The 14,965-nt window shown below is 65.7% G+C and carries 13 protein-coding genes and 1 pseudogene; all 14 read left to right on the plus strand.

The window, feature by feature from the left end:
- The first annotated feature begins 57 nt into the window (after positions 1-57).
- The 14 genes and pseudogenes from N0A20_RS03900 to N0A20_RS03965 all read left to right on the plus strand — a co-directional run bounded on the left by N0A20_RS03900 (position 58) and on the right by N0A20_RS03965 (position 14,643).
- Positions 58-969 carry a heme o synthase gene (locus tag N0A20_RS03900; RefSeq protein ID WP_260582690.1) on the plus strand — a complete coding sequence of 304 codons (912 nt, stop codon included), beginning with the start codon at positions 58-60 and terminating at the stop codon, positions 967-969.
- Complete coding sequence (locus N0A20_RS03905; protein ID WP_260582691.1) at positions 966-1,121, plus strand: hypothetical protein; 156 nt, start codon at positions 966-968, stop codon at positions 1,119-1,121. Before N0A20_RS03900 ends, N0A20_RS03905 begins: the two co-directional genes overlap by 4 nt.
- Complete coding sequence (locus tag N0A20_RS03910; protein WP_260582692.1) at positions 1,118-1,678, plus strand: cytochrome c oxidase assembly protein; 561 nt, start codon at positions 1,118-1,120, stop codon at positions 1,676-1,678. Before N0A20_RS03905 ends, N0A20_RS03910 begins: the two co-directional genes overlap by 4 nt.
- An 80-nt stretch (positions 1,679-1,758) precedes the next feature.
- Positions 1,759-2,634: a cytochrome c oxidase subunit 3 gene (locus tag N0A20_RS03915; RefSeq protein ID WP_260582693.1), complete on the plus strand. Its 876-nt coding sequence runs from the start codon at positions 1,759-1,761 to the stop codon at positions 2,632-2,634.
- Positions 2,635-3,021 (plus strand): DUF983 domain-containing protein, encoded by a 387-nt coding sequence (locus tag N0A20_RS03920; protein WP_260582694.1) that lies wholly within the window; start codon positions 2,635-2,637, stop codon positions 3,019-3,021. It begins immediately after the preceding gene.
- Positions 3,014-3,658, plus strand: a complete 645-nt coding sequence (locus N0A20_RS03925) for an SURF1 family protein (protein WP_260582695.1) — start codon at positions 3,014-3,016, stop codon at positions 3,656-3,658. The genes N0A20_RS03920 and N0A20_RS03925 overlap by 8 nt, the downstream gene beginning before the upstream one ends.
- An 82-nt stretch (positions 3,659-3,740) precedes the next feature.
- Positions 3,741-5,139: pseudogene (gene thrC, locus N0A20_RS03930) on the plus strand (threonine synthase).
- Positions 5,132-6,022 carry a class I SAM-dependent methyltransferase gene (locus N0A20_RS03935; protein WP_260582696.1) on the plus strand — a complete coding sequence of 297 codons (891 nt, stop codon included), beginning with the start codon at positions 5,132-5,134 and terminating at the stop codon, positions 6,020-6,022. The pseudogene thrC and the gene N0A20_RS03935 overlap by 8 nt, the downstream one beginning before the upstream one ends.
- A 126-nt stretch (positions 6,023-6,148) precedes the next feature.
- The gene (locus tag N0A20_RS03940) at positions 6,149-6,520 is read left to right on the plus strand and encodes a PRC-barrel domain-containing protein (RefSeq protein ID WP_260582697.1); all 372 of its coding nucleotides are present in this window, start codon (positions 6,149-6,151) and stop codon (positions 6,518-6,520) included.
- 194 nt (positions 6,521-6,714) lie between these two features.
- Entirely contained in the window at positions 6,715-9,729 is a 3,015-nt protein-coding gene (locus tag N0A20_RS03945; protein WP_260582698.1) for a TonB-dependent receptor, read from the plus strand.
- 106 nt (positions 9,730-9,835) lie between these two features.
- Positions 9,836-11,407 (plus strand): tryptophan halogenase family protein, encoded by a 1,572-nt coding sequence (locus tag N0A20_RS03950; protein ID WP_260582699.1) that lies wholly within the window; start codon positions 9,836-9,838, stop codon positions 11,405-11,407.
- Complete coding sequence (locus tag N0A20_RS03955; protein WP_260582700.1) at positions 11,404-12,123, plus strand: SapC family protein; 720 nt, start codon at positions 11,404-11,406, stop codon at positions 12,121-12,123. The genes N0A20_RS03950 and N0A20_RS03955 overlap by 4 nt, the downstream gene beginning before the upstream one ends.
- Entirely contained in the window at positions 12,116-13,147 is a 1,032-nt protein-coding gene (locus N0A20_RS03960; RefSeq protein WP_260582701.1) for a cupin-like domain-containing protein, read from the plus strand. The genes N0A20_RS03955 and N0A20_RS03960 overlap by 8 nt, the downstream gene beginning before the upstream one ends.
- On the plus strand, positions 13,144-14,643 hold the full coding sequence (locus N0A20_RS03965; RefSeq protein ID WP_260582702.1) for a tryptophan halogenase family protein: 1,500 nt from the start codon (positions 13,144-13,146) through the stop codon (positions 14,641-14,643). Before N0A20_RS03960 ends, N0A20_RS03965 begins: the two co-directional genes overlap by 4 nt.
- The last annotated feature ends 322 nt before the right edge of the window (positions 14,644-14,965 follow it).

A 14,965-nucleotide genomic window follows, 5' to 3' on the forward strand; every position in this document is an offset into this window, starting at 1 on the left:
GGTTTCGTCCCCTGCTGACTTCGGCAGGGGGCGTTTCCCCTTAGGGCCGGAGTAGACATGGCGCAGAGCCTGACCCACGGCGAAACGGCGCTTCCCGCCGACTGGCGCGACCTGTTCGCGTTGACCAAGCCGCGCGTGATGTCGCTGGTGGTGTTCACCGCGCTGTGCGGGCTGCTCGCAGCCCCCGGCCAGGTGCATCCGGTCCTCGCCTTTTCGTCGATCCTCGCGATCGCGCTGGGGGCGGGGGCGTCGGGCGCGCTCAATCAATGGTATGAGGCGGGGCTGGACGCCAGGATGAAGCGTACCGCGGGACGTCCGCTGCCCGCCGGGCGGCTCGATCCGCAGACCGCGCTGCAATTCGGCGTCGGGCTCGCCGCGTTCTCGCTGTTCCTGATGCTGTTCGCGTCGAACTGGCAGGCGACCCTGCTGCTCGCTGCATCGATCCTTTTCTACGTCTTCGTCTATACCATGTGGCTGAAGCCGCGGACGCCGCAGAATATCGTCATCGGCGGCGCGGCGGGCGCCTTTCCGCCGCTGATCGGCTGGGTCGCGGCGACGGGCAGCGTGGCGCCCTTGCCGGTGCTGTTGTTCCTGCTGATCTTCCTGTGGACGCCGCCGCATTTCTGGGCGCTCGCGCTGTTCGTCCGCTCGGACTATGCCGCCGCGGGCATCCCGATGATGCCGGTCGTCGCGGGCGAGAAATCGACGCGCCGCCAGATCCTTGCCTATGCGCTCATCATGGCGGCGGCGGCGATCGCGCCCTGGCCGCTCGGCTACGCCGGCGCGCTCTATGGCTGGGTGGCGGTCGTCCTCTCGGCGCTGTTCGTGCTGTTGTCGCTCCAGGTTGGCACGCGCACCGCGCGCGAGGGCGATGCGATGACCCCCGAAAAGCGGCTCTTCGCCTTTTCGATCGCCTATCTTTTCGTCCTGTTCGGCGCCGTGGTTGCCGATCATTGGTGGCCGCTATGACCGATCCGACCCCCGACGCGCCCGAACCTTTCGACGAGGCCGAATACCGGCGGCGCCAGCGCAGCCGCGCGAACCTGATGGCGGTGCTGCTGTTCGCGCTCGCCTTGCTCTTCTTCTTCATCACCATCGCCAAGATGACGGTGCTCAAATGATCGCGCGCCTGTCGCCCAACGCGAAGACCGCCAGCCTCGCCGGACTGTTGGCGCTGTCGATGGTCGGGCTGGGCTTTGCCGCGGTGCCGCTCTACAATCTCTTCTGCCGCGTCACCGGCTTTGGCGGGACGACGCAGCGTTACGACCCCATTGCCGCCGCGGCCGAACCGCAGGTTCTCAGCCAGACGATCTCGGTCCGCTTCGACGCCAATGTGTCGCCCAAGCTGCCCTGGAAATTCTATCCCGAGCATCCGACCGACACGGTCAGCATCGGCGCGCGCGACATGGCGATCTTCATCGCCGAAAACCAGTCGCCGCACCCGGTGGTGGGTACCGCGAGCTTCAACGTCACGCCCGATGCGGCGGGCAAATATTTCACCAAGATCCAGTGCTTCTGCTTCACCGAACAAAGGCTGGAGCCGGGGCAACAGATGCGCATGCCGGTGCTGTTCTTCGTCGATCCGAAGATCATGGATGACCCCGACGCGCGCGACATTCAGGAAATCACGCTCAGCTACACCTTCCACCCTGTAGACGAGGGTAAAAAGGCGAGCTAAGGCCGCGATCAAGAGTCTCAAACGACCGGCGGGCGATGGAGAATCGCGATGCTGGGGCTGCTAAAAACGGGAAACACGCCATGTCCGGTGCCAAACATCATGACTATCACCTCGTAAATCCGAGCGTCTGGCCGCTGATCGGCTCGGTCGCCGCGCTGGTGATGTTCTTTGGTCTCGTGATGTTCATGCACGAGGATTTCTTCGGCGGCGTGGGCAAATGGGTGCTCGGGCTCGGCTTCATGGGCGTCATCGCCACCTTCTTCAGCTGGTGGTCGGACGTCATCAACGAGGCCCATGCCGGCGACCATACGCCGGTGGTGCAACTCCACCTGCGCTATGGCATGATCCTGTTCATCGCCTCGGAAGTGATGTTCTTCGTCGGCTGGTTCTGGGCGTGGTTCGACTTCTCGCTGTTCCCGGTGCCGATCGAATATGCCGATGGCGCGGTCACCTCGCTGTTCGGCCAGGACGGCGCCGCCGCGATCACCATGTGGCCGCCGAAGGGTATCGAGGTCATCGACGCCTTCTCGCTGCCGCTGCTCAACACGCTGATCCTGCTCTGCTCGGGCACGACGATCACCTGGGCGCACCACTCGCTGATCCACGGTGATCGCGAAGGGCTGAAGAAGGGCCTGTGGGCGACGATCATTCTCGGCGCCATCTTCTCGACGATCCAGGCCTATGAATATGCCCATGCGCCCTGGGGTTTCGGCCAGAGCAACTATAGCTCGGCCTTTTTCATGGCGACAGGCTTCCACGGCTTCCACGTGCTGGTCGGCACGATCTTCCTGATCGTCTGCCTCGTCCGCGCCTACAAGGGCCATTTCACGCCGCAGCAGCATTTCGGTTTCGAGGCCGCGGCCTGGTACTGGCACTTCGTCGACGTCGTGTGGCTGTTCCTCTTCATCATCGTCTATGTCTGGGGCGGCTGGGGCGCACCTGTCGCCGCGCACTAAGTGACGACACCCGATCAAAATCGGAAAGGGCAGCCGCCGGTCTGGCGCGCTGCCCTTTTTGCGCTCTGTCCCGAATGCGGCGCGCCGGGACTGTTTCAGGGCGCGGCGAAGTTTCGCGACCGCTGCCCAAAATGCGGGCTGGAGGCGGAGCGCTACAATGTCGGCGACGGGCCCGCCGCCTTCCTGACGATGATCGTGGGCGCGTTGCTGATCGCCGGGGCGCTGGCGCTCGACTTCGCGGTCGAGCCGCCCTTGTGGGTGCATATCATCCTCTGGGTGCCGCTGACCGTCGTCGCGGTCGTCTATGGCCTGCGCGTCGGCAAGGCGGCACTGCTCGCAAGCGAACATCAGCGGCAGGCGGCCGAGGGACGGAAAAGCGATGACTGATTCCGCGCCCGCGGCCGGGCGTCGCTGGCCGATCATCCCGACGATCATCGTCCTGGCCGCGGTCGCGACGATGATCGCGCTTGGTCTCTGGCAGTTGCAGCGCAAGGGCGAGAAGGAGGCGCTGATCGCACTCTATCAGCGCAACATGGCGATGTCGGCGACGGTCGCCTATCCCGAACTGCCGCCGGTTCCCGACACGATGCTCTATCGCAAGAGCAGCGTGACCTGCCTCGAACCCGTGCGCTGGGACCAGCGCAGCGGCACCGACCGTGCGGGCAAGGGCGGGATCCGCATGATCGCCGACTGCCGCACCGGCGCCGAGGGACCCGGCGTACTCGTCGACGTCGGCACCGCCGACGATTTCAAACCGCCGCTGTGGAAGGGCGGGATTGTTCAGGGCACCATCGTTCCGGGCCCCGACCAGCCGAGCCTGATCGTACGGCTGACCGGCAAGGCAGTCCCCGCCCGTGCGATGCTCGTCGCCGACACGCCGGCGCCGGGGCTGCGCGCCAGCGCGGTGCCGTCGGCGGCCGACACGCCGAACAATCATCTCGCCTATGCCGTGCAATGGTTCCTGTTCGCGGCGGCGGCACTCATCATCTACATCATCGCCGTTCGCCGCCGCTTGGAGGCTTGACCGCAGACGGCGGATATTTTCCGCGATTTCCGAGCCGCGGAATGTTCCATTTCGCTTGAAATCGCTCTAGGCGCGGGGCGCCATGGAATATATCAGCACCCGCGGCTCCGCGCCGGCCCTCGACTTTCGTGCCGCGACCCTTGCCGGTCTTGCCGGCGACGGCGGCCTTTACGTGCCGGCGCAATGGCCTGACGCTGAGCCGGGACGAGATTCGCGCGCTAGCCGGGCTCGACTATGTCGAGACCGCTGTGCGGGTGATGACGCCCTTCGTCGCGGAGGTGCTTTCGCAGGACGAACTGCGCACCTTGTGCAAGGCGGCCTATGGCCGGTTCAGCCATGATGCGGTGACCCCGCTCGTCCAGCTCGACCACCGCCACTGGCTGCTCGAACTGTTCCACGGCCCGACGCTGGCGTTCAAGGACGTCGCGCTGCAATTGCTCGGCCAGCTTTTCGAAAAATTCCTCAGCGGCGGCGATACCGACATCACGATCGTCGGGGCGACCTCGGGCGACACCGGCTCGGCCGCGATCGAGGCGGTGGCCGGGCGCGAGCATATCCAGATCTTCATGCTGCACCCCGAAGGCCGGGTGAGCGACGTCCAGCGGCGCCAGATGACGACGGTGCTGGCGCCCAACGTCCATAATATCGCGATCGACGGCAGCTTTGACGATGCGCAGGCGATGGTGAAGCGGCTGTTCGGCGACGCGGAGGCGCGGGGGCAGGTGACGCTTTCGGCGGTGAACAGCATCAACTGGGCGCGGCTGATGGCGCAGGTCGTCTATTATTACTACGCCGCCGTCCGCCTCGGCGGCCCCGACCGTCCGATCGCCTTCAGCGTGCCGACGGGCAATTTCGGCGATATCTTCGCGGGCTATGTCGCCTCGCGCATGGGCTTGCCGATCGCGCGGCTGGTCGTCGCGACCAACGTCAACGACATCCTTCACCGCGCGCTGTCGAGCGGCGACTATAGCGCCGGTACGGTCACGCCGACCGCGACGCCGAGCATGGACATCCAGGTCAGCAGCAATTTCGAACGGCTGCTGTTTGACCTGTCGGGCCGCGACGGCGCGGCGATCACCGCGATGATGGGAGAATTCGACCGGAATCGCGCGATGACGATCCCCGCCGACATGCTCGGCGGCGCGCGCACCCTCTTCTCGAGCACCAGCATCGACGGCGACTCCATGTCTCTCGCCTTGCGCTGGGCGCAGGAAAGGGGCGGCCAGCTCATCGACCCGCACAGCGCGGTCGGCCTTGCCGCGGCGCGCCGGCTCGAACTCGACGCCGACATTCCCGTCGTCACGCTGGCGACCGCGCATCCGGCGAAGTTCCGCGAGGCGGTCGAGCGCGCGACCGGCGTGCGTCCCGCGCTGCCCGCGCGGCTGGGCAATCTGTTCGACCGCGAGGAGCGCTATACCAAGCTGTCCGGCGACTATGACGCGGTGAAGGCCTTCATCCTTGCGGAAGCCGCGCGTGGCTGAGCTTGGGCCCCTCGTCACGCTCGTCGGCGAGGCGTGGGATGATTATGGGCTGGTCGACAGCGGGAACGGGCGCAAGCTCGAACGCTATGGCCGCTATCGCTTCATCCGTCCCGAGCCGCAGGCGATGTGGGCGCCCGCGCTGCCCCAGGACGAATGGGACAAGGCCGACGGCGAGTTTGTCCCCGCGTCGGACGACGATGGCGGCGGCCGCTGGTATTACAGCAAGCCGGTGCCGCCGGAGGGCTGGCCGCTCGGCTGGCGCGAGACGCGCTTCACCGCGAGCTGCACGCCGTTCCGGCACCTCGGCTTCTTTCCCGACATGGCGCCGGTGTGGGATTGGCTGCGCGCGCAGGTCGATGGCAAGCCCGATCCGGCCTTCCTGAATCTGTTCGGCTATACGGGCGTCGGCAGCCAGGCGCTCGCCGCCGCGGGCGCGTCGGTGACCCATGTCGACGCCTCGAAAAAGTCGGTGGCGCAGGCGCGCGAGAATGCCGCGCTCGCGGGGCTCGCCGAGAAACCGATCCGCTGGATCGTCGACGACGCGGGCAAGTTCGCCGCGCGCGAGGTCCGGCGCGGGAAGCGCTATGACGCGATCCTGCTCGACCCGCCCAAATTCGGGCGCGGCCCGGGGGGCGAGCGCTGGCAGATCGAGGAGGGGCTGGCGCCCCTGCTCGCCGACTGCCGCCAATTGCTCGATGCGGATAGTCGCGCGCTGTTCCTGACCGTCTATGCGGTGCGCATGTCGGCACTCGCGATCGGCGAGCTGTTGAACCAGCTTTTCGCCGGCCTGCCGGGTACGGTCGAATGCGGCGAACTCGCGGTGCGCGAAGAGGCGAGGGGGCTGTTGCTCCCGACCGCGATCTTTGCGCGCTGGAGCCGCTGACCGCTAAACGGCCACCGTTCGCGGCGCGCAGGGCAACTCTGGCCGCCGCGCGCTGTTGCCTGTGCATGGGGGCGGCGAGGGCTGGCTCCTCGGTCCGTCGTTTGCCTCCATCGCAGGAGACGCCTCATGACCGACACACTCGAACGCGACGAAACCAACCGCCTCATTTCCTCTGACAAGGTCGAGGGAACCGCGGTCTACAATCCCCAGGACGAAAAGCTGGGCACCATCGCCAATGTCATGATCGACAAATATTCGGGCAAGGCCGATTATGCCGTGCTCCAGTTCGGCGGCATCTTCGGCCTCGGCAGCGACCATTATCCGCTGCCGTGGGACATGCTGACCTATGACACCGACAAGGGCGGTTATGTCGTCGACCTGACGAAGGAGCAGGTGACCGGCGCTCCGCGCTACGGCCGCGACGATACGCCGGAATATACCGACGAATATGGCCGCACCGTCTATGGCTATTATGGCCTGAGCTATCCGATGCTCTGACGCGCCGGTCGGGGCGGGCGGCGCGTTCCGCCCGCCCCGCATCGCCGCGTTCCTCCCCAGGCCTCGCCACGGCCCTCCCGATTGCATAGGAATGCAATCAGACCCGCGTTGACAATGATAACGTTCTCATTTAGATAACGTTCACATTAGAGAAATGCCGCCGGAAAACGAGCGGTTAACGGGAGGGAAGAGGGATGCAGGCTTCGCATAAGCTTTGGCTCGCCAAGATTCTGGCCAGCACGTCGGCGATCGCGCTTCTGGGCGTGTCGCAGGCCGTGATGGCGCAGGACGCGCCCGTTGCCGACGGCACGGGCGACGGGGACGAAATCGTCGTCACCGGCATCCGCGCCAGCCTGGCGGCGTCGGCGGACATCAAGCGCGAGGCGCAGGGCGTCGTCGATGCCATCTCGGCCGAGGATATCGGCAAATTCCCCGACACCAACCTCGCCGAATCGCTGCAACGCATTACCGGCGTGTCGATCGACCGGTCCAACGGCGAAGGCTCGTTCGTCACCGTCCGCGGCTTCGGCCCCGAATTCAACCTCGTCACGCTGAACGGAAGGGCGATGCCGACCTCCTCGCTCGGCGACGGCGCCAGCGCCCCCTCGTCGCGTTCGTTCGACTTCGCCAATCTCGCGTCCGAAGGCATTTCGGCGGTCGAGGTCTACAAGACCGGCCGCGCCGCCATCCCGTCGGGCGGTATCGGGTCGTCGATCAACATCCGCACGCCGCGGCCGCTCGACAAGCCCGGCCTGTCGGGCAGCATCGCGGTCAAGGGCGTCTATGACTCGTCGCGCAACGAGGGCAATCCGATAACGCCAGAGGTGTCGGGCATCCTGTCGACGACCTTCGCCGACGACCGCATCGGCATCATGATCGCGGGCGCGTACCAGAAGCGCAAAGCCAGCGTGAATGTCGCCAATGTGGGCTGGCGCGATGGCTATCTCGGCAACGAGAATAATTGGGGCTCGCTGACCCAGGACCCGAACGACCCGCGTTTTGGCCAGATCACCAATCGTCCGGGGCCGACCGACGTCTATCAGGTCCCGCAGAACGCCTCCTACGACCTCAACGACATCAATCGCGAGCGCATCAACGGGCAGGCGGTGCTGCAATTCCGTCCGGTCGACGACCTGACGGCGACGATCGACTATACCTATTCGCGCAACACCGTCGAAGTGCGCAACAGCAATGTCGGCGTGTGGTTCAACCACAACAACACGTCGAGCGCGTGGACCGACGGTCCGGTGGCGGGACCGATCTTCTATTCGGAAGCCTTCCAGCCCGGCGAGGGCAAGGACCTGTCGTACAGCGGCGCGCTGACCGCGAACCGGACCGAGAACAAGTCGCTCGGCGGCAACCTGCGCTGGGATGCGCCCGGCGGCGTGACGATGGAGCTCGATTTCCATCATTCCACCGCGGAATCGAAGCCGACGAACAAATATGGCACCAGCGTTTCGGTCGGCAATGCGATTTTCGGCGTCGCCAATCAGCGGATCGATTTCGATCCCTATCTGCCCGTCATCTCGTTCAACATGCATCCGGGAATCGATCCGCTCAACGCGAGCCTGATCCAGTCGACCGGCAACGCCTTCCGCAACGCCTATTTCAAGGACCGGATCAACCAGGTCCAGCTCAAGGGGCGCTACGACCACGACGGCGATTTCCTCGACAGCATCGACTTCGGCGTCTCCTATATCGAGAACAAGGTGCGGTCGGCCTATGGCTTCATCCAGAACGACACTTGGGGCGGCGCCGACTCGGCGTCGGACCTGCCCGACGATATTTTCCAGCTTCAGACGCTTCCCGACAAGTTCAAGGGACTGAACGGCGCATCGGATATCATCCCCAGCTTCTACACCTTCGACTTCGAGCGGATGGTCGATCTGATCGAAAATCTGTATCAGGTGTGCAGCGACCCCGCGACGGGCAGTTCGATATCGGGTACCTGCCTTGCCAACTACACGGTCGACCGGCGCCTGACCGAGAAGACGCTGTCGCCCTATCTGCAGGTCAGCACCAAATTCGATGTCGGCGCCGGTGAAGCGCATCTGACCATCGGCGTCCGCTACGAACATACCAGCGTCGATTCCTCGGCTCTGGTGCCGGTGCCGATCGGAACGAGCTGGGTCGCAGCGAACGAATTCAACGTGATCTATGGCCCCGATTCGGACTTCACCCGCTTCAAGGGCGACTATGATCAATGGCTGCCCGCGATCGACTTCGATATCGAGCCGATCGAGAATGTGAAGCTGCGTGCCTCGTACAGCCACACGATCACCCGCGCCGACTATGCCAGCCTGCAGGGCGGGAGGACCATCGACTCGCTGTTCCGTATCGGCGGCGGCACGGGCAGTCAGGGCAATCCGGGCCTGCTGCCGTACAAGTCCAAGAATATCGACCTGTCGGCGGAATGGTATTACGACCGCGACAGTTATATTTCGGCGGGTTTCTTCCACAAGCGCGTGTCGAACTTCCTGTCGACGACGCGGATCGACTCCAACGCCTTCGACCTGACGACGCCGGCGCTGGGTCCGCGCTATCAGGCGGCGCTGGCCGCACGCGGTCCCAATGCCACCGCGCAGCAGATCCGCGACTTTATCCTGCGCAACTACCCCAATTCGGTGCAGGTGCGGCTCGATCCCAACACCGGCCTGCCGGTCGAGGATGCCAACGGGCTGTGGGACGGCATCATCTTCAGCCTGCCCGATGATCCGGCGCTCAATTTCGAGATCACCACCCCGATCAACAGCAGCCAGTCGGCGAAGATCCACGGCTTCGAATTCGCGCTCCAGCACAGCTTCTGGGACACGGGTTTCGGCGTGATCCTGAACTATACGATGGTCGACGGCGACGCCAAATATGACAACACCCAGCCGTCGTCGGTGGCGCAGTTCGCGCTGACCGGGCTCAGCGACAGCGCGAACGCCGTGGCCTATTATGACAAGAATGGCCTGCAGGCGCGCGTCGCCTGGAACTGGCGCGACGAATTCCTGGCGGGAACGGGTCCCAACCCCTTCTATGTCGAGGAATATTGGCAGATCGACGCCAGCGCGAGTTATGAGTTCATTCCCGGCTTCACCGGTTTCGTCGAGGTGATCAACCTGACCGGCGAAAGCCGCCGCGGCCATTTGCGCAGCAAGAACAACGCTGCTTTCGCGTCGCCGGGTTTCGCTCGCTACGCGGCGGGCATCAGGTTCAATTTCTGACGGGACCGGCCCCTCCCGCGGTCCCATGCGAAAGAGCCGTGCCTCGGGTCGGAGGTACGGCTCTTTTGCGTGACGCACGAAGGCGAAACGCGTAGGAACGTTCCCAATGAGGAAGATGGTGGAGAGGGTGGTCATCGTCGGCGGCGGCACCGCCGGCTGGCTGGCGGCGTCGCTGATCGCCAGTTCGCGCCGGGCAAAGGCGGCGCCGCTGTCGGTGACGGTGGTCGAGGCGCCCGATGTTCCGATCGTGGGAGTCGGCGAAGGGACCTGGCCGACGATGCGGACGACGCTCGCGACGATCGGTCTGGACGAGGCGGATTTCCTCGCGGCCTGCGACGGCGCGTTCAAACAGGCATCGCGTTTCGACGGCTGGGTCGATGGCTCGGCGGGCGACAGCTATCTCCACCCCTTCACCACGCCGCCCGCGGTGCCGACGGGCGAATTGCTCGCGGCGTGGCAGGCTTCGGCGCCCGACCAGCCCTTCGCGGCGGCAATGAGCGCGCAGGCGGCGGTCTGCAACCTCCACCTGGCGCCCCGTCAGCGTGCGATGCCCGCCTATCAGGGCGCGACCAACTATGCCTATCATTTCGCCGCCGAGAAATTCGCCGCGCTGCTCTCGGCGCGCGCGACGCGCGGGCTGGGCGTGATCCATATCCTCGACCATGTCACCGGCGCGCGGCGGGCGGAAAATGGCGACATCGCGGCGCTGACCACCGGCAGCGGCCGCGAGATCGCCGGCGACCTGTTCATCGACTGCACCGGCTTCAAGGGGCTGCTGATCGAGGGCGAACTGGGCGTCGAGTGGGTCGACCGGAGCGCCCATGCCTTCAACGACCGCGCGATCGCGTCGCAGGTACCGGTGCCGCCGGGCAGCCCCATCGCCTCGCAGACGATCGCGACCGCGCACGAGGCGGGCTGGATATGGGATATCGGGCTGCCGTCGCGGCGCGGCATCGGCTGCGTCTATTCCAGCCGCTTCATGGATGCCGAGCGGGCGGAGGCGATCTTGCGAGGCTATATCGCGCGCGAATTGCCCGGGGCGGTTCCGGAGACCGAAGCGTTCGGCGTGCCGTTCAAGCATATCCGCTTCCGCACCGGGCACCGCGCGCGCTTCTGGGAAAGGAACTGCCTGTCGATCGGATTGGCGGCGGGTTTCATCGAGCCGCTCGAAGCCTCGGCGATCGTGCTGATCGAATTGTCGCTGCGCGCGCTCACCGACAATTTTCCGGCCGACCGCGCGGCGATGGATATTCACGCGGCGCGCTTCAACAAGCTGTTCCGCTACCGCTGGGACCGCATCGTCGAGTTTCTGAAGCTCCACTATGTGCTCAGCCGCCGCGACGAACCCTATTGGCGCGCGCATCGCGCGCCGGAGCATATCCCCCCGCATCTGGCCGATCTCTTGACGCTGTGGCGCGACCAGCCGCCTTCCTCGTCCGATTTTCCCTATGTCGACGAGATTTTCTCGGCCGAAAGCCACCAATATATCCTCTACGGCATGGGCTTTCCGTCGCCGATGGCTACTGGCCCGTCAGCGATCGTGCGACGGCCGCGCTCGCCGAAATGCGGCAACGGGCGCGCACCCTTGCCGCGGGGCTGCCGACCAACCGTATCTATCTCGATGCGCTGGCGGCCTAGCCGTGTCGCCGCCGAACAGGAAGAAGAAACCACCGCATGACCCATCACGCCGTCCTCGATGCCGACAGCCACCGCGATCTGCGCGTCCGCACCGAGGCGAGTGTGGAGCTTGGCGACGGGGTGATGGCGTCGCTGACGGTGCCGAACGAATTTCGCCAGGTGCAGGCGCACTATCCGATCCTGTTCCGCCGCGAACTCGGGCAGGACGCGTTCAACGCGATGGCGTTGTTCGGTTTCGAGCCGGGCGAGAATCTCTATCTCGACGGCGACCGCTGGGATGCGCGCTATCGTCCGTTGTCGATGGCGATCCAGCCCTTTCTCATCGGGCGCCCGGCGAGCGGCGACGGGCCGGGACAAGTGCATGTCGACCTCGGCCATGCGCGCGTCGCGGCGGGCGGCGAAGGGGTGCGGCTGTTCGATGCCGCGGGGCATGCGACGCCTTATCTGGAGGATATCGCCGAAAAGCTCGGCGCGCTCGACGAGGGCTATCGGGCGAGCGGCGCCTTCTTCGCGGCGCTTGCCGACCATGATCTGCTCGAACCCTTCACGCTCGAGGTCACGCTCGACGACGGCGCGGTGAATGCGCTCGTCGGTTTTCATATCATCGACGAGGCGAAGCTGCGCGCGCTCGATGCGGACACGCTCGGCAAGCTGCACGCCGCCGGTCATCTGATGCCGATCTTCATGGCGCTCGCCTCGCTCGCCCAGTTCGCGCCGCTGATCGAGCGCAAGAACCGCAGGCTCGGCCATGGCTGAACGCGACGGCGCCATTTATGACCGGCTTGCGCGGGTAGCGGAGCGCGATTGGGACAAGGGGGCGGGGCTCGACGCGTTGCTGCAAGGCGCGCGCGAGCCCTTTGTCCTGCGCGGCCTCGTCGCCGGCTGGCCGCTGGTCGCGGCCGGGAAAATTTCGGGGCGCGCGGCGCGACAGCATCTGCTGGACCACGCGCGCGACCGGCCGTTCACCGTGTCGATCGGCCCGCCGGGGCATGACGGACGGCTCTTCTACGACGCCGATATGGCAATGAATTTCCGCACCGGAACCGGCAGGCTGCCCGACATCTTCGCGGGGATCGACACGGCCGAGGAGCGGGGAGAGGACCGCACCGTCTATCTCGGGTCGATCGACATTCCGTCGCACTTCGACGGACTCGAGGCGGCGAACCCGATCGACCTCGGCGCGCGCGATCCGCTCAGGAGCATCTGGATCGGTACGCGGACGCGGATCGCGGCGCACAATGACTTTCCCGACAACCTCGCCTGTTGCGCCGCGGGCCGCCGGCGTTTCACCCTGTTCCCGCCCGGCCAGTTCAACAACCTCTATCTCGGCCCGATCGACAATACGCCCGCGGGCCGCGCGGTGAGCATGGTCGATTTCGACGCGCCCGACCTCGCGGCGCACCCGCGCTTCGTCGAGGCGATGGGGCAGGCGCAGACAGCCGAACTGGAGCCGGGCGACGCGATCTTCATCCCGTCGATGTGGTGGCATCATGTCGAGGGGCTCGAACCCTTCAACATCCTGGTCAATTACTGGTGGCGGAGCACGCCGGCCTGGCTCGGCCAGCCGCAGGATGCGCTCAACCATGCGATTCTCGCGATCCGCGACCTGCCCGACGCCGACAAGGCGATCTGGCGCGCGCTGTTCGACCATTATGTGTTCGATGCCGGACCCGACGTCACCGACCACATCCCCCCAGCAGCGCGCAGCGTGCTGGCGCCGCTGACCCCCGAGACCGCCGGGCGCCTGCGCGCCTTCCTGCTAAGGACACTCAGCCGATGAACGAAGACAAGCCGATCCGCCGCATCGTGATAGCCGGGGGAGGGACGGCGGGATGGATGATGGCCGCCGCGATCGCCCGGACGATGGGCCATACGGTCGATCTGACGCTCGTCGAATCCGAAGCGATCGGGACGATCGGCGTCGGCGAATCGACGATTCCGCCGCTCGTCAATTTCAACCGCATCCTCGGCATCCCCGAGCCCGAGTTCCTGCGCGCGACGCAGGGGACGTTCAAGCTGGGCATCCTGTTCGACAATTGGAAACTGGATGGCGACCGCTATTTCCACAGCTTCGGCCTGTCGGGGAAGGATCATTGGTCGGCGGGGTTCCAGCATTTCTGGCTGCACGGCCGCGCCAAGGGCCACCCCGAACCCTATGACGCCTATTGCCTCGAACTCGCGGCGGCGATGCAGGGCAAGTTCGCGCATCTGCCCGAAGACCGCATGAATTATGCCTATCATGTCGACGCCACCCTCTATGGCCGCCACCTGCGTCAGCTTGCCGAGGCCGACGGCTGCAAGCGCGTCGAGGGGAAGATCCAAAAGGTTGAACTAGAGGGTGAAACCGGCAATATCGCCGCGTTGCTGCTCGACGGGGACCGGCGGATCGAGGGTGACATGTTCGTCGATTGCACCGGCTTTCGCGGCCTGCTGATCGACGGCGCGCTGCATGCGGGTTATGAGGACTGGTCGCACTGGCTGCCCAACGACAGCGCCATCGCGGTGCAGTCGAAGCATCTTGGACCGCCACAGCCCTATACACAGGCGATCGCGCACGATGCCGGCTGGCAGTGGCGCATCCCGCTCCAGCACCGCATGGGCGCGGGGATCGTCTATGCCAGCGGCTATCTGTCGCGCGACGAGGCTTATGACCGGCTGATCTCGACGATCGGCGAGCCGTTGATCGAACCGTTCGACATCAAGTTCAAGGGCGGGGTGCGGCGCCGGCAATGGGTTCGCAACTGTGTCGCCGTGGGCCTGTCGGGGGGCTTCGTCGAGCCGCTGGAGGCGACGACGGTCCACCTGATCCAGCGTGCCGTGCTGCGCTTCATCCGGCTGATGCCCAACGGCCGGGTCAGCGAACGCGACGCCGCCGAGTTCAACGACCAGCAGCGGCTCGACATCGAGCAGATCCGCGACTTCGTGATCCTTCACTACAAGGCGACCGAACGGCGCGACAGTCCGTTCTGGCGCCATGTCGCCGCGATGCCGATCCCCGACAGCCTGACGCAGAAGATCGAACTGTTCCGCGAGACCGGCCGCGTCTTCCGCAAATATGAGGAATTGTTCGCCGAGAACAGCTGGGTGCAGGTGATGATGGGGCAGGGCATCGAGCCGCAAAGCTATCACCCGATCGCCGAAAAGCTGCGCGACGACGAACTCGACCGCTTGCTGATGACGCTGCGCGACAATGTGACGCATACCGTCGCGAGCTTGCCCGAGCATCACGCCTATGTCGCGCGCTATTGCGGCGCGGCGGAACCGCAAGCGGCGTGAGAGGCGCGCTGCCTTTGCTGCTCGCCGCGCTGGCCGCGCCTCCGGCAACGGCGTCGGAGGGCTGGACCCTCGTCTGGTCGGACGAGTTCGATGGACCCGAAATCGACCGGACGAAATGGGATTTCGACGTCGATTGCTGGGGCGGCGGCAACAACGAGCGCCAATGCTACACCGACCGCCGGAGCAACGCCGCGATCGAGGACGGCAAGCTGGTGATCACCGCGCGCAAGGAAAGGGCGAGCGGCCCGGCTTATCCGCTGGCGCAGCGCGGCGACCCCGCCAAGGCCAACGCGCGCGCCATCAGGGACTATAGCTCCGCGCG

It is taken from the genome of Sphingopyxis sp. PET50 (assembly GCF_025244705.1).
Classification (GTDB): Bacteria; Pseudomonadota; Alphaproteobacteria; order Sphingomonadales; family Sphingomonadaceae; genus Sphingopyxis.

Excerpts from the sequence above, each read along its gene's own strand:
- N0A20_RS03900 (WP_260582690.1), top strand. The coding sequence starts at position 58 with ATGGCGCAGAGCCTGACCCACGGCGAAACGGCGCTTCCCGCCGACTGG.
- N0A20_RS03905 (WP_260582691.1), top strand. The coding sequence starts at position 966 with ATGACCGATCCGACCCCCGACGCGCCCGAACCTTTCGACGAGGCCGAA.
- N0A20_RS03910 (WP_260582692.1), top strand. The coding sequence starts at position 1,118 with ATGATCGCGCGCCTGTCGCCCAACGCGAAGACCGCCAGCCTCGCCGGA.
- N0A20_RS03915 (WP_260582693.1), top strand. The coding sequence starts at position 1,759 with ATGTCCGGTGCCAAACATCATGACTATCACCTCGTAAATCCGAGCGTC.
- N0A20_RS03925 (WP_260582695.1), top strand. The coding sequence starts at position 3,014 with ATGACTGATTCCGCGCCCGCGGCCGGGCGTCGCTGGCCGATCATCCCG.
- N0A20_RS03940 (WP_260582697.1), top strand. The coding sequence starts at position 6,149 with ATGACCGACACACTCGAACGCGACGAAACCAACCGCCTCATTTCCTCT.
- N0A20_RS03945 (WP_260582698.1), top strand. The coding sequence starts at position 6,715 with ATGCAGGCTTCGCATAAGCTTTGGCTCGCCAAGATTCTGGCCAGCACG.
- N0A20_RS03950 (WP_260582699.1), top strand. The coding sequence starts at position 9,836 with ATGAGGAAGATGGTGGAGAGGGTGGTCATCGTCGGCGGCGGCACCGCC.
- N0A20_RS03955 (WP_260582700.1), top strand. The coding sequence starts at position 11,404 with ATGACCCATCACGCCGTCCTCGATGCCGACAGCCACCGCGATCTGCGC.
- N0A20_RS03960 (WP_260582701.1), top strand. The coding sequence starts at position 12,116 with ATGGCTGAACGCGACGGCGCCATTTATGACCGGCTTGCGCGGGTAGCG.
- N0A20_RS03965 (WP_260582702.1), top strand. The coding sequence starts at position 13,144 with ATGAACGAAGACAAGCCGATCCGCCGCATCGTGATAGCCGGGGGAGGG.